Raw genomic sequence first — 21,287 nt, forward strand, 5'->3', positions numbered from 1 at the left:
AACTCACTTTACAATTCAAGCTGCGAGGCGCTGGCGTTCGCGCTGGATCACTTCCGACGCCAGCTGCAGATAGGCCTGACTGCCGGCGCACTTCAGATCGTAGAGGATGGCGGGCTTGCCGTAGGAGGGCGCTTCAGAAACGCGAACATTTCTCGGAATCAATGTATGGTAGACCTTCTCGCCGAGATGCGTCCTGACGTCGTTGACCACCTGCTGCGCCAGATTGTTTCGGGCATCAAACATTGTCAGCACGATACCCTGGATATCCAACCTCGGATTGACCGTCCGGCGAACCTGATCGACGGTTTCGAGCAACTGGCTGAGACCTTCAAGCGCGAAGAATTCGCACTGCAGCGGCACAAGAACCGAGTGAGCAGCGGCCATCGCGTTCATCGTCAGCAGGTTGAACGACGGCGGGCAGTCCAGGATGATGTACGAGAACTCAAAGGCTTCCTCGCTCGCGAGAGCCTTCTTCAGCTTGAAGACGCGGTCGGACTGTTGCGCGATCTCCATCTCGATCCCGAGCAGATCCATGGTCGACGGCACGATGAAAAGATTAGGCACGGCAGTCTGCTGTGCGGTTTCCCGAACGCTGGCTTCACCGACCAGCAGGTCGTAGGACGAGACCCGGCGATCCTTGCGATCGATACCAAGTCCTGTGCTGGCGTTACCCTGCGGATCAAGATCGACGATCAGAACACGCTCACCGATCGCGGCAAGCGCAGTCGCCAGATTGATGGCCGTCGTCGTTTTGCCGACGCCGCCCTTCTGATTTGCTATGGTGATAATCCGGTTTCGCTCGCCAGCCATCATCGATGATCCAAAATCGTTAAACCAAGTGCCGGAGTTTGGAGATTTCGAGAATAACGGAATCTCTCTCGACGACACTCGTATGTTCTACCAGATCGAATTGCCAGCGACCATGCGCTTTCTTGATCTCGGATCGGTAATCCCGGCCTTTATGGAAGAAAGCCTGGCATTTTTCATTTCGGTCCATCCATGGCTTTGAGAATTCTAGCAGCTTGTCCAGATCGGCTAGCGCACGGCCCGAAATGGCATCACTGTCAGGCACTTCCTTGTAGACATCCTCGATTCTGACAGCATGGACAGAGCCGCGCGCATTGGTCTCGCGTAGCGCAAGCCGCAGAAACGAGGCCTTCTTGTTGTTGCTTTCGACAAGATGCACCCACCCATTGGCCTGCTCAGCCATCAGGATAGCGGTAATGACACCCGGAAAGCCGCCACCGCTACCCAGATCCACCCAGGTCTTCGCGCCGGGGCTCAGCTGGTAGATCTGAGCACTATCGACGATGTGGCGGTCCCATGCATCGGAGAGTGTGGAGGGCGCCACCAGATTGATGGTCTTGGCCCACTTCTGGAAAAGTTGCAGAAAATGCTCTAGTCGCGCCTGTGTTTCACGTGAAACACTTTGACCGTTCAGCTTCATTCAAGGACTCTTTTCGCGTGTACTAGATGGCGCGTGCCATGTCAGCGCGCCGCAGATGGACGAGCAATAGCGATATAGCCGCCGGTGTCATACCGTCAATCTTCGCGGCTTGCGCAATGCTGTACGGCTCCGCACGTTGCAGCTTCTGTTTCAACTCATTCGAAAGACCCGAGAGCTGCGAATAGTCAAAATCCGCGGGAATGAGACGGTCTTCATCGCGTTTTATATCAGCAATATCAATAGCTTGCCGCTTCATATACACTGCATACGATGCCTCGATATCCATCGCCTCACCGATCTTTGCATCAAGCCTGGCAATGTCTGGCCAAATCCTCGCGATATCCGCTAAGCTGAAGTCTGGATAGGAAAGAAGCTCATACGCCGTTCGGCGCTGCCCATCGAGATTGATCATAAGGCCGGCACGTCGCGCTTCGTTCGGCGTGGTCTCCAGAGATTGAAGCATCGCGCGCGCCGCATCGAGTTGCTCGTTATAAGCCGCGAACCGCTGCGCGCGTCCGCTGCTCACGCAGCCAATCTCCAACCCGATCGGCGTAAGTCGCACATCGGCATTGTCGGCACGAAGCGATAGCCGGTATTCCGCTCGGGAGGTGAACATCCGATAGGGCTCGGCGACGCCACGCGATGTTAGATCGTCGATCATCACGCCAATGTAGGAGTTCGTCCGGCTGAGGACAAAAGGATCGGAACCACCTGCAACGCGCGCTGCATTGAGGCCTGCGACGAGGCCCTGCGCCGCGGCTTCCTCATAACCGGTCGTTCCATTGATCTGACCGGCAAGAAACAGCCCCGATAAACGCTTGAGCTCCAGCGATGGTGTGAGCTCGCGCGGATCGACGTGATCGTACTCTATCGCATAGCCCGGCTGCAGGATCGACACCGCTTCAAGACCGGGGATTGTCCGGATGAACTCTTCCTGCACCTCGGCGGGGAGGGAGGTGGAAATGCCGTTCGGATAGATCGTATGATCATCGAGGCCTTCAGGCTCGAGGAAGATCTGGTGGCCGTCGCGCTCACCGAACTTGACGATCTTATCCTCGATCGACGGGCAATAGCGCGGCCCCACGCCTTCGATCTGGCCGGAATACATTGCGGAGCGGTTGAGATTATCGGCGATGATCTTGTGCGTCGCAGAGGTGGTCCGCGTCACGCCGCATTCGACCTGCGCATTGGTAATGCGGTCTGTCATGAACGAGAAGGGGATCAGCTCATCATCGGCGGCCTGCCGGCCGACGGAAGACCAGTCAATCGTGCGTCCATCAAGCCGAGCCGGCGTGCCGGTCTTCAGGCGGCCAAGCTTGATGCCGAGCCGCAGCAGGGTACCAGACAGGCCGACAGAGGGTTCCTCACCAACGCGTCCAGCTGGGATCTTTTTATCGCCGATATGGATAAGGCCGCGAAGAAATGTGCCCGTCGTCAGGACAACAGCGCGGCATTCCAGAATCCGGCTATCTTTCATGATGACGCCGGCAACAACGCCATCCTCAACCCTGAGATCAAAGGCATCGCCTTCAATGATATCGAGGTTCTCGATCGCTTCGATCTCGCGCAGCATAGCCTCGCGATAGAGCTTGCGGTCCGCCTGCGTCCGTGGGCCGCGGACCGCCGGGCCCTTCTTGCGATTGAGCATGCGGAACTGAATGCCGCCGGCGTCTGCAACACGGCCCATAAGGCCATCGAGCGCATCAACCTCGCGAACCAGATGTCCCTTCCCAAGCCCGCCGATCGCGGGATTGCAAGACATCACGCCGATCGTATCCCGGCGATGGGTTACAAGCGCGGTCTTGGCGCCGAGACGGGCAGCAGCGCTTGCCGCTTCCGTGCCTGCATGGCCACCGCCAATGATGATGACATCGTACTTCATGCTCTGAGCATCCGATACTCGCCGCGTTTCACGTGAAATTCACGCGCTTGCGGCCATCCAGTGTTTCACGTGAATCATTTACCGATGCAGAACTCGGAGAAGATCACGTCAAGGAGATTCTCTACATCGACCCGGCCGGTAATCCTGCCAAGTGCATTCGCCGCGACCCGCAGCTCTTCGGCTCTGAGGTCAAGCTCGCCCGCGGACAGGGCAATCCCGATGGCTCGCAAACATTCCGCAAGCGAATCTTTATGTCTCAGCCGGCTCGGCAAAGCCAAGCTCTCGGGCCGCACCGTGCGGGCGATCCGATCGCCGATCAGCAGCCTGAGCTCGTCCAGACCTTCGCCCGTCTGCACCGATATCGACAGATCAAACGCATCCGAGGCAACAGCAAGATCCGCCTTTGTCCCGATATTGACACGCGCATCGCCGCTAACAGCATGCTCCGCACTCAGGCCAGACGATTGGTCATGCAAATACAGCACCAAGTCCGCCTGGGCAACAAGGTTTTCGGCGCGGCGGATACCCTCACGCTCGACGCGTTCCTCTGTCTCGCGAAGTCCAGCCGTATCGTAAAGCTTCACCAGAAAGCCACCGATATCGAGATCGACCTGGAGCACATCACGAGTGGTGCCGGCTATGTCGGTAACAATCGCCACATCGCGCTGGGCGAGGGCATTCATCAGCGACGACTTGCCGGCATTCGGCGCGCCGGCGATGACGACCTTGAAACCATCTCGGATGATCTCGCCGGCATCTGCATTTGCAAGATGCGCAGATATCTCGGACTTTAGGCGGTTGACCTCTGCCCATACCTGATCCGAAACCGAGCCGGGAACATCGTCCTCGTCAGCAAAGTCCAGTTCCGCCTCAATCAGCGCGCGGCAACGCGTCAATCGTTCCGCCCACGAATCGTATAGCTTGGAAAGGTGTCCTGAGCTGTGCTCTACGGCCAGGCGCCGCTGCATCTCGGTCTCGGCAGCAATCAGATCGGCCAAGCCTTCGATCTCAACGAGATCAAGCTTGCCGTTCTCGAATGCCCGGCGCGAGAACTCACCTTCTACGGCAAGACGCAGCCCGGGAATTTCGCTCAGGCACTGAAGCAGGCTTTGAACAACGGCGCGGCCGCCATGAATCTGCAGTTCGGCGCAGTCTTCACCGGTGAACGATGCGGGGCTCGGGAAGAATAGGATCAGACCCGAATCGATCGGGTCACCGTTCCGGTTTCGAATCGTTCGCAGGCTGGCCTGCCTCGGAGAGGGGAGGGTGCCGATCAGATGCTGAAGCGCTGCAGCCGTCGCCGGACCGCTGATGCGAACGACAGCGACGCCCGAGGGAAGGCCGCCACTCGACAGGGCATAGATCGTTTGTCGCGTCATCGCTTGCTCTCTCCGGCTCCCAAAATAGCAAAGCCGGCCGCTAGATGCGACCGGCTTCTATGGATGAATCCGGCTAACGGATTAGGTGTTCATCGAGTCGAAGAAGTCAGGGTTGTTCTTCGTCTGCTTCAGCTTGTCGATGAGGAACTCGATTGCATCGGTCGTGCCCATCGGCGCCAGGATCCGGCGGAGCACGAAGATCTTCTGGAGATCCTGGCGCGGCACCAGCAGATCTTCCTTACGCGTACCGGACTTGAGGATATCCATCGCCGGGAAGATACGCTTGTCGGCAACCTTGCGGTCGAGGACGATTTCCGAGTTGCCGGTACCCTTGAACTCTTCGAAAATGACTTCGTCCATACGGCTGCCGGTATCGATCAGCGCCGTTGCGATAATTGTCAGCGAGCCGCCTTCTTCGATGTTACGGGCGGCACCGAAGAAGCGCTTCGGGCGCTGCAGGGCGTTAGCGTCGACACCACCGGTCAGAACCTTACCAGAGGAAGGAACAACCGTGTTGTAGGCGCGGCCGAGGCGGGTGATGGAGTCGAGCAGGATGACGACATCGCGACCATGTTCGACGAGGCGCTTGGCCTTCTCGATGACCATTTCAGCGACCTGGACGTGGCGAACGGCTGGCTCATCGAAGGTGGACGAGATGACTTCGCCACGCACCGAGCGCTGCATGTCCGTCACTTCTTCCGGACGCTCATCGATCAGGAGAACAATCAGGTAGCATTCCGGATGGTTTGCAGTGATCGAATGCGCGATGTTCTGCAAGAGAACCGTCTTACCGGTACGCGGCGGAGCAACGATCAGACCGCGCTGGCCCTTGCCGAGCGGGGCGACGAGATCGATGACGCGCGAAGACAGATCCTTCGAGGTCGGAATATCGAGCTCCATACGGAAGCGCTCGTTCGGATAAAGCGGCGTCAGGTTGTCGAAGTGAACCTTGTGACGGATCTTTTCCGGATCGTCGAAATTGATCGTGTTGACCTTGAGTAGCGCGAAGTAGCGCTCGCCTTCCTTCGGTCCGCGGATCGGACCTTCGACGGTATCGCCTGTCTTCAGCGAGAAGCGGCGAATCTGCGACGGGGAGATATAGATATCGTCAGGACCCGGCAGGTAGTTTGCGTTGGCGGAGCGCAGGAAGCCAAAACCGTCCTGCAGCACTTCGACGACGCCTTCGCCGATGATCTCGACGTCCTGGCTGGCGAGAACCTTCAGGATCGCAAACATCAATTCCTGTTTGCGCATTGTGCTTGCATTTTCGACCTCGAGCGATTCGGCAAACGCCAGAAGATCGGTCGGGGATTTACTCTTAAGTTCCTGAAGCTTCATTTCAGCCATGAAGTGACCATTACTCTGTATTTCAAAAGGGGGAAGGCTATGTCGGGTCGTATTCGGTGTTGCGAAAGGGCTCGCAGACGACTGAACTCAAAACACATGCCACGAAGATGAGATGCGCGGAAAATAGCGACTAAGATAAGGCGCCGCAAGGGGGCTGCTTAAAATGAAGCAAATTTAACCTCGGCTTCCGCCAGACCTCAAAAAGGCTTCACGACAACCAGAATGACGATCAGGATCATCAGCAGCGTCGGGGCTTCATTCATGAACCGCCAGTAGCGCGCCGAGCGCCGGTTGCGATCCGCCGCAAAGTCGCGAACGGCCCGGCCGAAGAACATGTGAACAGCCGTCAGCAGCACCACAAGCCCGATCTTGGCATGCAGCCAGCCGCCCTGGAAGCCATAGACGGACCAGGCGAGATAAAGCCCGAAGATCCAGGTCAGCATCATCGCCGGGTTCATGATGATCTTCAGAAGCCTGCTCTCCATCACCTTGAAGGTTTCCGACTGCTCGGAACCGGGCTCTGCATCCGTGTGGTAGATGAAAAGCCGCGGCATGTAGAAAAGGCCGGCCATCCAGGAGATGACCGCAATGATGTGCAGCGCCTTGATCCAGAGATAGAGGTTCTCGGGGTTCCAGGCAAAAAGCCCGACAGCCAGAACGGCAAAGAAGGCGAGGGCGAAATGCGCGCGCCGACGTGCATAGGCTCCGGGCCGGGCTCCAGTCTGCTTTTCCATGCTCAACCTCGCGATCCGCGCACCCGCTCGACCAGCAGCCGCACATTCTCTGGATCCGCCTGCGGCGTGATGCCGTGACCGAGATTGAAGATCAGCGGCCCATTGCCGAGCTTCTCGAGGATTTCGTCGATGCCTTCCTCCAGCGCCCGGCCACCGGCGACAACGCGCATCGGATCAAGATTGCCCTGAACGGCGCCATCCCTCTGCAGCTCACGCGCAAATTCCAGCGGCACCGACCAATCGAGGCCGATCGCGTCCGCCCCGGTCTTCTGTCGGTAGTCCTTCAGGAGATAGCCGGCGCCCTTGGCGAAAGCGATGATCTTGGCCCGCGGACGCTGTGCACGGATCGAAGCGATCATGCGCGCGACAGGCTTCACGGCATAGGCAGCAAATTCCTTCTCACCGAGAACACCCGCCCAGGAATCGAAAATCTGCACCGCATCGGCGCCGGCATCGATCTGCGCCACGAGATAATCGGCCGAAACATCGGCAAGCAGCATCAACAGCCGCTCGAAGGCTTTCGGATGCTTGTACGCGAACAGGCGGGCGGGTGCCTGATCCGGCGTACCCTTCCCAGCGATCATATAGGTCGCAACGGTCCAGGGAGCGCCACAGAAGCCGAGCAGTGTCGTTTCCGAGGGTAGCTCAGCCCGCAGCCTCGAAACCGTCTCCAGCACTGGCTTGAGATACGGGACGATCTCCTCGTCATTGAGATTGGCAATCCCGGCCTCGTCGATCGGATCCATCTCAGGACCATGGCCTTCCGTGAAACGCACGTTGCGCTTCATCGCGTCGGGAATGACCAGGATATCCGAGAACAGGATCGCTGCGTCGAAGCCATAACGGCGGATCGGTTGCAGCGTCACTTCTACGGCATGGTCAGGAGAATAACAGAGGTCGAGGAAACTTCCGGCCTTCTGGCGCGTTTGCCTGTACTCCGGCAGATATCGTCCTGCCTGTCTCATAAGCCAGATCGGAGGAGGGGAGAGAGTTTCACCGTCGAGAACTCTCATGATTTTCCGGCGCGTTTCGCTCAAGCGCTTCTTCCCTATCTAAAATCAAAGATATTTTAAAAGGTTTCTATTTCTTAGAGTCGGTGTCTATCAAGGATTAAAATCCATCCACGATCGATGCGATTTGTCGCGTTTGCCCGCGCGGCGCGGAAAGAAATCAGCCATTTGGGCTATAACCTGTGGACCAAACGGAATCTCGAAACGAATCCAATCGCGTTAATGCTTCCGCTTTATCGTCCGTCTGTGGACAACCAGTGGAAGAGAGTCTGGCTTCTCTTCATCATCCACATCCTCCACAAGCCGGCCCTTTCGCTGTCCGGAAAATTCCGAATGTGGATAAGCAGGCACGTTTTCCCTTGCCTCGAACCCCGCGGCTCCCTTAGCTCTTGGTCATCCAGTCTTATCAACAGGTGGCGGAAAATAACGTGGAGAACCGGACTAACTTCTTCCATCTGCATCTCATATCTGACTCAACAGGAGAGACTCTCATCTCGGCCGGACGCGCGGCTTCTGCGCAGTTCAAATCAGCCCAGCCGATCGAGCACGTCTATCCGCTCATCCGAAATCGCAAGCAGCTGCTGCCAGTTCTCGATGCCATCGACCACGAGCCCGGCATCGTCCTCTATACGATTGTCGACCGCGAGCTCGCGACGCTGATCGACGAGCGTTGCGCCGAAATGGGTGTCGCCTCGGTCAATGTTCTCGAGCCCGTGATGGCCGCGTTCCAGATTTATCTCGGTGCGCCGTCGCGCCGTCGTGTCGGCGCGCAGCATGTGATGAATGCCGGATATTTCGCGCGTATCGAAGCGCTGAACTTCACCATGGATCATGACGACGGGCAGATGCCGGATGATTATAATGACGCCGATGTCGTTATTGTCGGCATCAGCCGCACGTCGAAAACCCCGACCAGCATCTATCTCGCCAATCGTGGCATCAAGACCGCAAACATTCCGATCGTCTACGGCGTGCCATTGCCGGAAGCCGTCTTCTCGGCGACCAAGCCGCTGATCGTCTGTTTGATCGCGACGACCGATCGCATCTCCCAGGTTCGCGAGAATAGAGTGCTCGGTGCCACACCCGGTTTCGATCGGGGCGAGTATATCGACAGGGCCGCCATCTCCGAGGAGCTGAAATATGCCCGCTCGCTTTGCGCCAAGCACAACTGGCCGATCATCGATGTCACGCGCCGCTCGATCGAAGAGACGGCGGCGGCGATCGTTGCCCTTCGCCCGAAGCTGCGCTAATCGCATCCGATCTGTGAATTCTCAGGGAACCCGATGACACCGACGCTGATCCTCGCTTCATCCAGCCCCTTCCGCCGCATGCTGATGCAGAATGCTGGCCTGACCTTCGAGGCGCATGCCGCCGAAATCGACGAACGGGCGATCGAAGCGCCGCTGGAGAAAAACGGTGCTTCGCCGGATGAAGTGGCGCTCGTTCTCGCCCGCGCCAAGGCGAAGGAGGTCAGCGGCCGCTTTCCCGGCGCCCTGGTCATCGGGTCTGACCAGACCATGTCGCTGGGCGAGAAAGTGTTTCACAAGCCGAAGGATATGGTGGATGCCGCCAATCACCTGACGGAACTCAGCGGCAAAACGCATCGGCTGAACAGCGCGATAGCTCTATGCCGCGATGGCGAGTTGCTGTGGGATCATGTCGCCCATGCGTCGCTGACGATGCGCTCGTTGAGCGCAGAATTTATTGATCAACATCTTCAGCGGGTCGGAAACAAGGCCATGTCGAGCGTCGGCGCCTATCAGCTGGAAGGCGAGGGAATCCAGCTTTTCGAGAAGATCGACGGCGATTACTTCACGATCATCGGCCTTCCGCTGTTGCCGCTGCTCGCCAAATTGAGGGAATTGGGTGCCATTAATGGATGATTCACGTGAAACATTTGGTCAAAACGCGTTCGTCACCGGCTTTCCGGTCAAGCATTCGCGCTCGCCGCTGATCCATGGCCACTGGCTGAAAAGCCTCGGGTTGGCTGGTAGCTACCGCGCCCATGAGGTCGCGCCGGAACAGTTCGGCGCCTTCATCGCCGGCATCAAGGATGGCAGCTCCGGTTTCATCGGCGGCAATGTCACGATCCCGCACAAGGAACTTGCCTTTCAGCTGGCGGACCGGCCGGATGCGCTGTCGGAAGAACTTGGCGCTTCGAACACGCTCTGGATGGAGGAAGGCAAGCTGCACGCCACCAATACCGATGGCCGCGGCTTCACAGCCAATCTCGACGAGCGTCATCCCGGTTGGGATCAGACGGACACGGCGGTTATCTTCGGCGCCGGCGGCGCCAGCCGCGCGGTCATCCAGGCGATCCGCGACCGCGGTCTGAAAAACATCCATGTCGTCAACCGCACCATTAGCCGCGCGCAGGAACTGGCTGGTCGCTTCGGCCCGGCGATCCATGCGCACCCGACCGATGCACTCGGCGAAGTCATGAAGGGCGCCGGCCTCTTCATCAATACGACGTCGCTCGGCATGGACGGCGAGGCGGCACCGCAGATGGATTTCTCGCCGCTGGCATCAGGCGCTGTCGTCACTGACATCGTCTATGTTCCGTTGCGCACGCCGATGCTGATCCAGGCAGAAGAGCAGGGCTTTGCGACGGTCGACGGTCTCGGCATGCTTCTGCATCAGGCTGTGCCCGGTTTTACCAAGTGGTTCGGCAAGACGCCCGTTGTCGATGAAGCGCTTCGCGCCCTGATCATCGCTGATATGGAAAAGCATTGATGCTGAAGATCGGGCTGACGGGTTCCATCGGCATGGGAAAGTCGACGACGGCAAAGCTCTTTGCCGAAGCCGGCATTCCCGTGAACGATGCGGATGCTGTCGTGCATGATCTCTATGCGGGCGAAGCCGCGCCCGCCGTCGAAGCGGAGTTTCCGGGAAGCACCAAGAACGGCGCGGTCGATCGGGCAGAACTTACTCGGCTTCTGTCAGCGCGGCCGGATGGCTTCCAGGCGCTTGAGGCCATCGTCCATCCGCTCGTGCACCAGCGGGAAACGATGTTCCTGGAAAAACATCGGGCGGCCGGCGTCAGCATGGTGCTCCTCGATATCCCCCTACTCTTCGAGACCAGTGGCAACACGCGCGTCGATTTAACCGTCGTCGTCAGCTGCGATCCACAGATTCAGAAGGCGAGGGTGCTTGCGCGCCCCGGCATGACGGACGAAAAATTCAATATGATTCTCTCGCGGCAGATGCCAGACGCCGAAAAGCGCGCGCGCGCCGATTACATCATCGATACCGGTCACGGCATCGAAGCGGCAAAGGCGAGAGTGAACGAGATCATTGCCGATATCAAAGACAGGATCGGCAAGGGAGACTTCCGGAATGCGTGAGATCATCTTCGATACGGAAACCACCGGCCTCGACAACCGTCTGGACCGCATCATCGAAATCGGCGGCATCGAACTCAACAATCATTTCCCGACCGGCCGGACGCTCCATATCTATATCAATCCCGGCGACCAGAAGGTTCACCCGGATGCACTCGCCGTCCACGGCATTACCGACGAGTTCCTGAAGGACAAAAAACCCTTCGCCGACGTTGTCGAGGAGATCATCGAGTTTTTCGGTGACGCCAAGTGGATCGCCCATAACGCGACCTTCGACATGGGCTTCATCAATGCCGAGCTCGCCCGCCTCAGCATGCCGCCGATCCTGCCGGAGCGTGTCGTCGATACATTGTCGCTTGCACGGCGAAAGCATCCGATGGGGCCGAACTCGCTCGACGCGCTCTGCCGCCGCTACGGCATCGACAACTCGCACCGCACCAAGCACGGCGCGCTTCTCGACTCCGAACTGCTGGCCGAGGTCTATATCGAGATGATCGGTGGGCGCCAGACGGCGCTCGGTCTCGGCGTCGCCGCATCGGCCGGTTCGGCAAATGATGCAGACGAAGCAGATGACGTAATCCTGGCCGTTCTCGAAAGGCCGCGCCCGCTGGCGCCGCGCCTCAACACTGCGGAAGCCGAAGCGCATGATGCGCTGATTGCCAAGCTCGGCACCAAGGGCATCTGGTCGAAATACGATCGGCCAAACTAAAAATGCCCGGCTTTGACCGGGCATTTTCATTCAATCAGCAAAATGTGATCAGTTCGTCTGAACCTTGGCGCGGGTCTGCTCTTCGGCAACGCGCTGAGCAAACATCTGCGCGAAATCGATCGGGTCGATCATCAGCGGCGGGAAGCCGCCGTTGCGCGTCACGTCAGCGATGATCTGGCGGGCAAACGGGAAGAGCATGCGCGGGCACTCGATGAAGAGAACCGGCAGCATGTGTTCCTGCGGGAAGCCGGCGATGCGGAAAACGCCGCCATAGACGAGCTCGGTGTGGAATACCGTCTTGTCGCCATCCTTGGCTTCGGCGTTCAGCGAGAGAACGACGTCGAAGTCGGTGTCGGACAGCGGGTTGGCATTGACGTTGACGCTGATATTGATCGCCGGCGCGGTCTCGCGGGCCTGCAGCGAACGCGGCGCGCCCGGGTTTTCGAAGGAAAGATCCTTCGTGTACTGAGCGAGAATGGTGAGGCTCGGGCTTACTGCGCCGGCGCCGTTGTTTTCATCAGCCATTGGGTTTTCCTCGAAAGGGCATTTTGATCGTGCCGCCATCTACCATTTCGAGGAAACGCTTACAACCCTGGGCGAAGGTCGCTTTCAGTCGCCGAGCCGCTTGCCGGACCACGGCGAGTTCTGGTTCGGCTCGCGCTTGAAATCGTCTTCGTCGAGGTCGACGACCTTGCCGCCAGCGGATGGATTGCGATTGCGGAAGTCAGGACCCGCGGATGCGGTAAAGCCATTGCGGCCGCCGACGACCACGAACCTGCGGCTCACATACTTCCATGCGAGATCGCGAACGGCGGGAATACAGATCAGGATCGCCAGGATATCCGAGATGAAACCGGGGATCATGAACAGCAGGCCGGCAATCACAAGCATTGCAGGCTTCAACAGTTCACGGCCGGGAACCACGCCGGACTGCCCCTCTGCCGACATTTTCTGCAGGATGCCCAGGCCCTGCCAGCGCAGGATCGCCATGCCGATGACGACGCCGAGAACCACCAGCCCCAAGGTCGCCAGAACACCGATCGCGCGCCCGACAATCACGAAGCCTGCGATCTCTGCCAGCGGCAAAAGCAGCATGAAACCGGGAAGCATTGTCAATCGCATCGTCTCTCCACCCGCAACCTGACGGGCTCCTATTTGAATCATCTGTCTATGCGGACTATATGGGAGTACAAATTTGGGATGTTAACGGCAATCGCGGGACAATATGAGTTCAAACGACTTCATCACGTTATTTTTCCTGGTAGCGGCAGTTCTGATCTTTTTTCAGCTGCGCAGCGTCCTTGGCCGCCGCACCGGAAACGAGAAGCCGCCACGTGATCTCTATACGCCGCGCGATGCGGCCGGCCCCGAACCGGCAGATGCCGGCAAGGTGGTGACGCTGCCGCGCCGCGACAGCAATGGCGAGGAGGAAGATCGCTTCGCGGCTATCGACGCCTTCGCTCCGGCCGGAACTGCGCTCAACGAATCGCTTCGCGAGCTTAACAAGGCGGATCCTTCTTTCACGCCGAAGGAATTCCTGAACGGCGCAAAGATGGCCTACGAGATGATCGTCATGGCCTATGCCGATGGGGACCGGAAATCGCTGAAGAACCTGCTTTCGCGCGAAGTCTATGATGGCTTCGATGCAGCGATCGCCGATCGCGAAGCCAAGGGCGAGAAGGTGAAATCCACCTTTGTCGGCATCGACAAGGCGGAAATCACCCATGCGGAAGTGAAGGGCAGCGAGGCACAGATCACGATCCGCATCATCAGCCAGCTGATTTCGGCGACCTACGACAAGGACGACAAGCTGATCGAAGGCGATGCCGAGAACGTCGCTGAGGTCAACGACCTCTGGACCTTCGCCCGCGACACGCGTTCGCGCGATCCGAACTGGAAACTTGTGGCAACCGAATCGGAACATGAGTGACGGTCAGGCAGATTTTACGCTGCACCCCATCAGCTTCGATGAATTGAAGGGCTGGAAGGATGATGATCCTTCCAGCCTTTTTGAAGTCATGGACGCCTGCCGCAAACATATCGCTGTCAAGCCCTACCGCACGGGATCGCTTGGGCTGACCGCGGCGGATCTCTCCGCGCTTCTCGATAAGGCACGAACGGCCGATATCTCGGACGCCGCTTCGGCGCGCCGTTTCTTCGAAGAAAACTGCCAGCCATTTCTGATCCGCAAGAGCGATGGCAAACCCGGTTTCGTCACCGCCTTCTATGAGCCTGAGATCGCGGTTTCAGCGGTGCCGGATGAAGTCTACCGCTTTCCCTTCTATCGCCGCCCGGAGGATCTGATCGATCTCGACGACAGCAATCGTCCCGCCGATATCGATCCCTATTATGCGTTTGGCCGCCTGGCGGATGGCAGGATCAGCGCCTATCCCGACCGGCAGATGATCGATGAAGGTTTTCTCGATGGACGCGGCCTTGAGATCGCCTGGGCCAAATCCAAGGTCGATGTCTTCTTCGTCCACGTCCAGGGTGCCGCGCGCCTGCGCTATCCCGATGGCACTATCGGCCGCATCACCTATGCCGCCAAGGCCGGCCATCCATTCTCCGCTGTCGGCAAGCTTTTGATTGAGCGCGGCGAAATCGATCGCAGCCGGATTTCCATGCAGTCGATCCGCGCCTGGCTCAATGCCCATCCGGAGCAGGTGGATGAAGTCCTCTGGCATAATCGCTCCTACATTTTCTTCCGGGAAGCCGAGGTGGAGGGGATCGAAGCCGGACCGATCGCCGCTGCAAAGGTGCCGCTGCTTGCCGGCCGCTCATTGGCCGTCGACCGGCTGATCCATACGTTCGGCTTTCCCTTCTTCATCCGCTCGGAAAGCCTCACCCATCTCGATGACGGAAAGCCCTTCGCTCGGCTGATGCTGGCGCTCGACACCGGCTCGGCAATCGTCGGCCCGGCCCGCGGCGACATCTTCACCGGCTCGGGCGATGAAGCCGGCGAACAGGCTGGAACGGTGCGCAACGATGCGGACTTCGTCATCCTGATCCCCAACGACGCCGCGGAGAGATTTCTCTGATGGCCAAGGATCGCAAGCTCAGCACCGACGAACGTATTCTCTGGGGCAGGGTGGCCAAGAGCACCCGGCCGATGTCGGGCAAGGCGGAGGAACTGACGGAGCTCGACGCTTTCCTAGCCGCTGCCGAAGCTGAGATTGAAAAGGCCGAGCAGCAGCGCAAAGCCGCGCCGGTTGCCGAACAGGCGCCGCCGACACCGGCCGCAAAGAAAACCTCCGGCGTCCATCATCCGCTGGAGCGCCCGGTCAAGCGCAAGATCGCCAAGGGACGCCTTGCGCTGGAGGCCCGCATCGATCTCCACGGCCTCGTCCAGAGCGAGGCGCATGTCATCCTTCTCGACTTCCTGATCCGTGCGCACGAACGCGGCATGCGCCATGTGCTCGTCATCACTGGCAAGGGCAGTTCGCTCGGCAGCGAAGGCGCGCTGAAGAGGGCGGTGCCGTTCTGGTTCTCGAAGCCGGAATTCCGCTATTTGATCTCGTCCTACGAGACTGCCGCGCAGCATCATGGCGGCGAGGGCGCGCTTTATATTCGTCTCGCCCGGCGCGGAGAGCGCTCATGACGACGCCGTTCGGAGAAGCGGTGCGCAAATTGCGGGTGCGCAAGGGCGTCTCGCAGAAGCAGATGGCAGCGGCGCTGAATGTCTCGCCGGCCTATCTATCGGCGCTCGAGCATGGAAAGCGCGGGCTGCCGACATTTGATCTGCTGCAGCGGATCGCCGGATATTTCAACATCATCTGGGATGAAGCCGAGGAGCTCTTCCTGCTTGCCCGCTCGTCAGACCCGCGCGTGGTCATCGATACCGCGGGTTTGCCGCCCGAATACACGGCTTTTGCCAACCGCCTGGCAGGCCAAATCCGCAGCCTTGACGCGACTGTTTTGGCGGAGCTCACAGCCCTGCTTGAAAAAGGCAAAAAAGCGGACGGAAAAGCGTCATAATCCCCTGCTTTATGCCTGATTTCAGGGCTCCGGCATTGGGAATGGCGTGCAAAAACCCTATATTCCGGAATGAAAAACACCAGTGATTCGCAAGGGTCATTGCAGCTGTTACAACAGGGAAATTCAAAGACAGTATGACCGATACACCCGCGACGGAAAACGGCGTTACCGCCGAGTATGGCGCAGACTCCATCAAGGTCCTGAAGGGCCTCGATGCCGTCCGCAAGCGCCCCGGCATGTATATCGGCGATACCGACGACGGCTCCGGCCTGCATCACATGGTCTACGAAGTCGTCGACAACGCGATCGACGAAGCGCTGGCCGGTCATGCCGACCTCGTCACCGTCACGCTCAATCCCGACGGATCGGTCACGGTCACCGACAACGGCCGCGGCATCCCGACCGGCATGCATGACGAAGGCGTTTCGGCGGCCGAAGTCATCATGACCCAGCTCCATGCCGGCGGTAAGTTCGACCAGAATTCCTACAAGGTCTCCGGCGGTCTGCACGGCGTCGGCGTTTCGGTCGTCAACGCGCTGTCGGTCAAGCTCAAGCTCAAGATCCGCCAGAAGGGCAAGATCCACGAGATGAGCTTCACCCATGGCGTGGCCGAGGCGCCGCTTGCCGTGACCGGTGATGCGGGGGACGAGACGGGCACCGAGGTGACCTTCCTTGCAAGCCCCGAGACCTTCACCAAGACCGAATACGATTATCCGACGCTGGAACATCGCCTGCGCGAGCTGGCCTTCCTCAATTCGGGTGTGCGCATCATTCTCACCGACAAGCGCCATTCCGACGTCAAGCAGGAAGAGCTGCTCTATGACGGCGGTCTCGAAGCCTTCGTGCATTATCTCGACCGCGCCAAGAAGCCGCTGATCGAAAAGCCGATCTTCTTCCGCAACGAGAAGGATGGCATCACGGTGGAAGTGGCAATGTGGTGGAACGACAGCTACCACGAGAATGTCCTCTGCTTCACCAACAACATCCCGCAGCGCGACGGCGGCACCCATCTTGCCGGCTTCCGCGCGGCGCTCACTCGCCAGGTCACCGGCTATGCCGATAGCTCCGGCATCCTGAAGAAGGAAAAGGTTGCGCTGACCGGCGACGACTGCCGCGAAGGTTTGACCGCCGTTCTCTCGGTAAAGGTGCCGGATCCGAAGTTCTCGTCGCAGACGAAGGACAAGCTCGTTTCGTCGGAAGTCCGTCCGGTTGTCGAAAACCTCTCGAACGAGGCGCTCAGCATCTGGCTCGAAGAGCATCCGGCTGAATCCAAGATTCTCGTCGGCAAGGTTGTCGAAGCCGCTGCCGCTCGCGAAGCTGCCCGCAAGGCACGCGAACTGACCCGCCGCAAGGGCGCTCTCGACATCGCTTCGCTGCCCGGCAAGCTCGCCGACTGCTCCGAGCGCGACCCGTCCAAGTCCGAAGTCTTCCTCGTCGAGGGTGACTCGGCAGGCGGTTCGGCAAAACAGGGCCGTTCGCGTGAAAACCAGGCGATCCTGCCGCTGCGAGGTAAGATCCTGAACGTCGAGCGTGCCCGCTTCGACAAGATGCTGTCTTCTGCGGAAATCGGCACGCTGATCACCGCGCTCGGCACCGGCATCGGCAAGGACGAGTTCAACGCCGAAAAGCTGCGCTACCACAAGATCATCATCATGACGGACGCTGACGTCGACGGCGCCCATATTCGTACGCTGCTGCTGACCTTCTTCTTCCGCCAGATGCCGGAGTTGATCGAGCGCGGTCATCTCTACATCGCCCAGCCGCCGCTCTATAAGGTGGCACGCGGCAAGTCGGTGCAGTACGTCAAGAACGAAGGCGCTCTCGAAGAATACCTGATCGGTCAAGGCCTCGAAGATGCGGCCCTGAGGCTTGCCAGCGGTGAAGTTCGCGTCGGCCAGGATATGCGCGAAGTCATCTCCGACGCGCTGCGCCTTCGCACGCTGATCGACGGTCTGCATTCCCGCTACAACCGCGCGGTCGTCGAACAGGCGGCGATTGCCGGTGCGCTGAATGCCGAGGCCGTCAGCGATCGCGCTCGCGCCGAGCAGCTGGCGTCCGACGTTGCCAAACGTCTCGATATTATCGCCGAAGAAACCGAACGCGGCTGGGAAGGCGGCTTGACGAGCGAAGGCGGTCTCCGTCTCGAGCGCATGGTCCGCGGCGTCAAGGAAGTCGTTATCCTCGACATGGCGCTGATAGGTTCGCAGGACGCGCGCCACATCGATCAAATCTCGTCACGCCTCAAGGAAATCTACGACGTTCCGCCGAAGCTCTCGCGCCGCGATGGCGATACCGAGATTGCCGGCCCGCGCGCTCTTCTGGACGCGATTTTCGCCAGCGGCCGCAAGGGCCTGACGATGCAGCGCTACAAGGGCCTTGGCGAAATGAATGCCGAACAGCTCTGGGAAACGACGCTCGATCCAAACGTCCGTTCGCTGCTGCAGGTCAAGGTCGCCGATGCGACCGATGCCGATGGCCTGTTCGCTCGTCTGATGGGCGATGAGGTCGAGCCGCGCCGCGAGTTCATCCAGGACAACGCGCTGAGCGTCGCAAACCTCGATATCTGATCGAATTTGAACAAGGAAAAGGCCGCGTAACGACAGCTGCGCGGCCTTTTTTCTTTTTCTACGACAATGGTTTAGTCGGCGATGAACTTGCCGTTGAAGGCGACTTCCGAGAGCGGCTTGCGCTGGCTCGGGAATTCACGCGCCTGGTTGCGTTCGGAAAGCACGCTCTTGTCCGCCAGACGGCCGAATGCGATGCCGGCTTCGACGCGGTAGCCTTCCGGGATCTCGAAAGTCTTCATGATCTCGTCGTGTTTGATGCCGCCCATGCCATGCGCATAGAAGCCTGAAAGCCGCGCCTGCAGGGCGAAGTAACCCCAGGCCGTCCCTGCATCGAAGGAATGCGTGTAGCTCTTTTTGCCCTCGGAGAACTCGCCGCTGAAGCCGCGGGAGACGACGAAGAGCAGCGCCGAAGCATTCTTCGCCCATTCCTGATTGGCCTCGACCAGCAAACCAAGCAGCGTCTCGAAATGCTCGGAGCCCTTCAGCGCGTAGATGAAGCGCCAGGGCTGCTGGTTGGCGGAGGAGGGCGCCCAATGGGCGGCGTCGAGGATGGTCAGAAGCTGCTCTTCGCTGATGACTTCGCCGGTGAAGGCGCGCGGCGACCAGCGGTCGAGAAACATGGCATCGATCGGAAATTGGGATTCGCGGCTGTTGCTTGTGGTCATGGGTGGGGGCTCCTGTCCATTGTCGCCTACCGTCATATTTCCGGCCTCCACCCTTTGGCAAGCGCGAGACCGAGCGAAGCGTGCACAGTCTGTTTCAAAATTCTGGGCCTCCCACGCGCGCGAATAAGCGGTAGGTAAGCGGCAACATGTGATCAGGAGGCATGGCCGTGCTGGTAAATGGAAAATGGACCGAAGATTGGCAGCCGGTGCAGGCGACCGATGCGAAGGGCGGCTTTGTCCGCCAGACCTCGAGTTTCCGCAACTGGATCACGCCGGATGGCTCGGCCGGGCCGACCGGCGAGGCGGGCTTCAAGGCCGAGGCCGGGCGTTACCATCTTTACGTCGCCTATATCTGCCCCTGGGCATCGCGCACGCTGATGGGCCGGGCTCTTAAAGGGCTTGAGGATGTCATCACCGTCTCCGTCGTCGAACCGGCGCTGTCGCGACAGGGCTGGCAATTCGGTGACTATCCGGGCGCGACCGCCGACACCGTCAACGGCGCGACCTACATGCATGAAATCTATACGAAAGTTGCACCTGATTTCACCGGCCGCGCGACCGTTCCCGTTCTCTGGGACAAGCAGAAGCAGACGATCGTCAACAACGAATCCGCCGATATCCTGCGCATGCTCAATAGCGGTTTCGGCAATCTCGCCAGTAATGACGTCGATCTTTACCCGGCTGCCAAACGCGCGGAAATCGATGCGTTCAATGAGCGGATTTACCCAAATCTCAACAACGGCGTCTATCGCGCCGGCTTCGCGACGACGCAGATCGCCTATGAGGAAGCCTTCGCCGACGTCTTCAATTGCCTCGATTGGGTCGCCCCGCAGCTCGAAGGACGATCATTCCTTTTCGCCGATCACCCGACCGAAGCCGATATCCGTCTGTTCGTCACGCTGGTCCGCTTCGATGCCGCCTATCACGGCCTCTTCAAATGCAATCTGCGCCGTGTCTCGGATTATTCCGCTTTGAAGGCGTTCTGCCGCCGCATGCTGGATTGGCCGGGCGTCGCGGCCACCGTGAACATCGACCATATCAAGCGCGGCTATTACTCGATCGAGAAGCTCAATCCGACGCGGATCGTCCCTGTTGGCCCAGATCTCGCGGAGATTTTTTGAGCGCGCCGTACCGCTTCACTGAAAACCCGTAATGACAGTGCGGGCCAACTAGGTCATAGGTGCCTTCCCACTGCTTTTCGATGAGGAGGACACCCCCATGAAACTGATGCGTGTTGGCGAAGCCGGCAGCGAAAAGCCTGCAATTCTCGATGCCGATGGCAAGATCCGCGACCTCTCGGCGCATGTTGCGGATATCGGCGGCGCTGCGATTTCGCCGGATGGCCTGAAGAAGATCGCGGCACTCGACCCCAAGAGCCTGCCCGAACTCGCGCCGGGCCGCATCGGCGCCTGCGTTGCCGGCACCGGCAAGTTCATCTGCATCGGCCTGAACTATTCGGACCACGCTGCCGAAACCGGCGCAACGGTTCCTCCGGAGCCGATCATCTTCATGAAAGCCACCTCGGCGATCGTCGGCCCGAACGACAACGTCATCATCCCACGCGGTTCTGAAAAGACCGATTGGGAAGTCGAGCTCGCTGTTGTCATCGGCAAGACGGCAAAATACGTGTCGGAAACCGAAGCCCTTGATTATGTTGCGGGTTACTGCGTCTGCGACGACGTCTCCGAGCGAGCTTTCCAGACCGAGCGCTCCGGCCAGTGGACCAAGGGCAAGTCCTGCGACACCTTCGGCCCGATCGGCCCCTGGCTGGTCACCAAGGATGAAATCCCCGACCCGCAGAACCTCGGCATGTGGCTGACCGTCAATGGCCAGAAGATGCAGGACGGCTCCTCGAAGACCATGGTCTATGGAGTGGCTTTCCTGGTTTCCTACCTCAGCCAGTTCATGTCGCTGCATCCGGGCGACGTGATCTCGACCGGCACGCCTCCTGGTGTCGGCATGGGCCAGAAGCCGCCGCGCTATCTGAAAGCCGGCGATGTCGTCGAACTCGGCATCGAGGGCCTCGGCAGCCAGAAGCAGACATTCGTCACCGATCGTTGAACAGCGGTCTCTTAACGATTGAAGAGCATCATGATGCCGGGGATGTGATGCCCCGGCATTTTCTTTTGCAGTGCGGATACCTATGTTGCTATGCAACAAAAGCCTGTTAATCTGCGTTGAAGTGCCAGCAGAGACGATGGAAAGAAGTGTGTGCCTGCCCCCAATGGCGC

22 protein-coding genes are annotated in these 21,287 nt (G+C 59.3%); 12 read left to right on the top strand and 10 right to left on the bottom strand.

Going from position 1 to position 21,287, the window contains the following annotated elements:
• Positions 1-15: 15 nt before the first annotated feature.
• From ACEN84_RS08675 to hemE, 7 genes are all read right to left on the bottom strand, one after another.
• Entirely contained in the window at positions 16-810 is a 795-nt protein-coding gene (locus tag ACEN84_RS08675) for a ParA family protein (protein WP_130282976.1), read from the bottom strand.
• A 19-nt stretch (positions 811-829) separates the two neighbouring features.
• Positions 830-1,447, bottom strand: coding sequence for a 16S rRNA (guanine(527)-N(7))-methyltransferase RsmG (gene rsmG, locus ACEN84_RS08680; RefSeq protein WP_413710579.1), 618 nt, complete (start codon positions 1,445-1,447; stop codon positions 830-832).
• Between the two features lie 22 nt (positions 1,448-1,469).
• A complete protein-coding gene (mnmG, locus tag ACEN84_RS08685) occupies positions 1,470-3,329 on the bottom strand; it encodes a tRNA uridine-5-carboxymethylaminomethyl(34) synthesis enzyme MnmG (protein WP_413710580.1) in 1,860 nt (619 codons plus the stop codon).
• Positions 3,330-3,403: 74 nt separating this feature from the next.
• A complete protein-coding gene (gene mnmE, locus ACEN84_RS08690; RefSeq protein WP_413710581.1) occupies positions 3,404-4,708 on the bottom strand; it encodes a tRNA uridine-5-carboxymethylaminomethyl(34) synthesis GTPase MnmE in 1,305 nt (434 codons plus the stop codon).
• Positions 4,709-4,789: 81 nt separating this feature from the next.
• A complete protein-coding gene (gene rho / locus ACEN84_RS08695; protein WP_112718055.1) occupies positions 4,790-6,055 on the bottom strand; it encodes a transcription termination factor Rho in 1,266 nt (421 codons plus the stop codon).
• A 197-nt stretch (positions 6,056-6,252) separates the two neighbouring features.
• Complete coding sequence (hemJ, locus tag ACEN84_RS08700; RefSeq protein WP_413710582.1) at positions 6,253-6,789, bottom strand: protoporphyrinogen oxidase HemJ; 537 nt, start codon at positions 6,787-6,789, stop codon at positions 6,253-6,255.
• 2 nt (positions 6,790-6,791) lie between these two features.
• On the bottom strand, positions 6,792-7,826 hold the full coding sequence (gene hemE / locus ACEN84_RS08705; RefSeq protein WP_413710583.1) for a uroporphyrinogen decarboxylase: 1,035 nt from the start codon (positions 7,824-7,826) through the stop codon (positions 6,792-6,794).
• A gap of 401 nt (positions 7,827-8,227) precedes the next feature.
• Here hemE and ACEN84_RS08710 point away from each other — a divergent pair, with 401 nt between their 5' ends.
• From ACEN84_RS08710 to dnaQ, 5 genes are read left to right on the top strand one after another with little or no spacing between them, the layout of a single operon-like run.
• The gene (locus ACEN84_RS08710) at positions 8,228-9,049 is read left to right on the top strand and encodes a pyruvate, water dikinase regulatory protein (protein WP_112718049.1); all 822 of its coding nucleotides are present in this window, start codon (positions 8,228-8,230) and stop codon (positions 9,047-9,049) included.
• A gap of 33 nt (positions 9,050-9,082) precedes the next feature.
• On the top strand, positions 9,083-9,682 hold the full coding sequence (locus ACEN84_RS08715) for a Maf-like protein (protein ID WP_413710584.1): 600 nt from the start codon (positions 9,083-9,085) through the stop codon (positions 9,680-9,682).
• Complete coding sequence (locus tag ACEN84_RS08720; protein WP_413710585.1) at positions 9,675-10,532, top strand: shikimate dehydrogenase; 858 nt, start codon at positions 9,675-9,677, stop codon at positions 10,530-10,532. The genes ACEN84_RS08715 and ACEN84_RS08720 overlap by 8 nt, the downstream gene beginning before the upstream one ends.
• Positions 10,532-11,143 (top strand): dephospho-CoA kinase, encoded by a 612-nt coding sequence (gene coaE, locus ACEN84_RS08725; protein ID WP_413710586.1) that lies wholly within the window; start codon positions 10,532-10,534, stop codon positions 11,141-11,143. The genes ACEN84_RS08720 and coaE overlap by 1 nt, the downstream gene beginning before the upstream one ends.
• The gene (gene dnaQ, locus ACEN84_RS08730) at positions 11,136-11,849 is read left to right on the top strand and encodes a DNA polymerase III subunit epsilon (RefSeq protein ID WP_112718041.1); all 714 of its coding nucleotides are present in this window, start codon (positions 11,136-11,138) and stop codon (positions 11,847-11,849) included. Before coaE ends, dnaQ begins: the two co-directional genes overlap by 8 nt.
• 48 nt (positions 11,850-11,897) lie before the next feature.
• Here the strand turns inward: dnaQ and secB are convergent, their stop codons facing one another.
• Entirely contained in the window at positions 11,898-12,374 is a 477-nt protein-coding gene (gene secB / locus ACEN84_RS08735) for a protein-export chaperone SecB (protein WP_112718039.1), read from the bottom strand.
• A gap of 84 nt (positions 12,375-12,458) precedes the next feature.
• On the bottom strand, positions 12,459-12,971 hold the full coding sequence (locus ACEN84_RS08740) for an FxsA family protein (RefSeq protein ID WP_413710587.1): 513 nt from the start codon (positions 12,969-12,971) through the stop codon (positions 12,459-12,461).
• A 103-nt stretch (positions 12,972-13,074) separates the two neighbouring features.
• Between ACEN84_RS08740 and ACEN84_RS08745 the strand changes: the two genes are divergently transcribed.
• The 5 genes from ACEN84_RS08745 to gyrB all read left to right on the top strand — a co-directional run bounded on the left by ACEN84_RS08745 (position 13,075) and on the right by gyrB (position 18,391).
• On the top strand, positions 13,075-13,779 hold the full coding sequence (locus tag ACEN84_RS08745; protein ID WP_112718035.1) for a Tim44/TimA family putative adaptor protein: 705 nt from the start codon (positions 13,075-13,077) through the stop codon (positions 13,777-13,779).
• Entirely contained in the window at positions 13,772-14,887 is a 1,116-nt protein-coding gene (locus ACEN84_RS08750; RefSeq protein WP_413710588.1) for a murein transglycosylase A, read from the top strand. Before ACEN84_RS08745 ends, ACEN84_RS08750 begins: the two co-directional genes overlap by 8 nt.
• On the top strand, positions 14,887-15,447 hold the full coding sequence (locus ACEN84_RS08755) for a Smr/MutS family protein (RefSeq protein WP_413710589.1): 561 nt from the start codon (positions 14,887-14,889) through the stop codon (positions 15,445-15,447). Before ACEN84_RS08750 ends, ACEN84_RS08755 begins: the two co-directional genes overlap by 1 nt.
• Positions 15,444-15,824, top strand: coding sequence for a helix-turn-helix domain-containing protein (locus tag ACEN84_RS08760; protein ID WP_413710590.1), 381 nt, complete (start codon positions 15,444-15,446; stop codon positions 15,822-15,824). Before ACEN84_RS08755 ends, ACEN84_RS08760 begins: the two co-directional genes overlap by 4 nt.
• 134 nt (positions 15,825-15,958) lie before the next feature.
• Positions 15,959-18,391 carry a DNA topoisomerase (ATP-hydrolyzing) subunit B gene (gene gyrB / locus ACEN84_RS08765; RefSeq protein WP_413710591.1) on the top strand — a complete coding sequence of 811 codons (2,433 nt, stop codon included), beginning with the start codon at positions 15,959-15,961 and terminating at the stop codon, positions 18,389-18,391.
• A 71-nt stretch (positions 18,392-18,462) separates the two neighbouring features.
• Here gyrB and ACEN84_RS08770 read toward each other — a convergent pair whose 3' ends face one another.
• Positions 18,463-19,056, bottom strand: a complete 594-nt coding sequence (locus tag ACEN84_RS08770) for a nitroreductase family protein (protein ID WP_130282953.1) — start codon at positions 19,054-19,056, stop codon at positions 18,463-18,465.
• A 167-nt stretch (positions 19,057-19,223) separates the two neighbouring features.
• Between ACEN84_RS08770 and ACEN84_RS08775 the strand changes: the two genes are divergently transcribed.
• Complete coding sequence (locus tag ACEN84_RS08775) at positions 19,224-20,177, top strand: glutathione S-transferase family protein (RefSeq protein ID WP_413711282.1); 954 nt, start codon at positions 19,224-19,226, stop codon at positions 20,175-20,177.
• Positions 20,178-20,274: 97 nt separating this feature from the next.
• Entirely contained in the window at positions 20,275-21,117 is an 843-nt protein-coding gene (locus tag ACEN84_RS08780) for a fumarylacetoacetate hydrolase family protein (RefSeq protein ID WP_413710592.1), read from the top strand.
• Positions 21,118-21,287 lie beyond the last annotated feature (170 nt).

This window comes from Rhizobium sp. Rhizsp82, from assembly GCF_047325115.1.
Classification (GTDB): Bacteria; Pseudomonadota; Alphaproteobacteria; order Rhizobiales; family Rhizobiaceae; genus Rhizobium.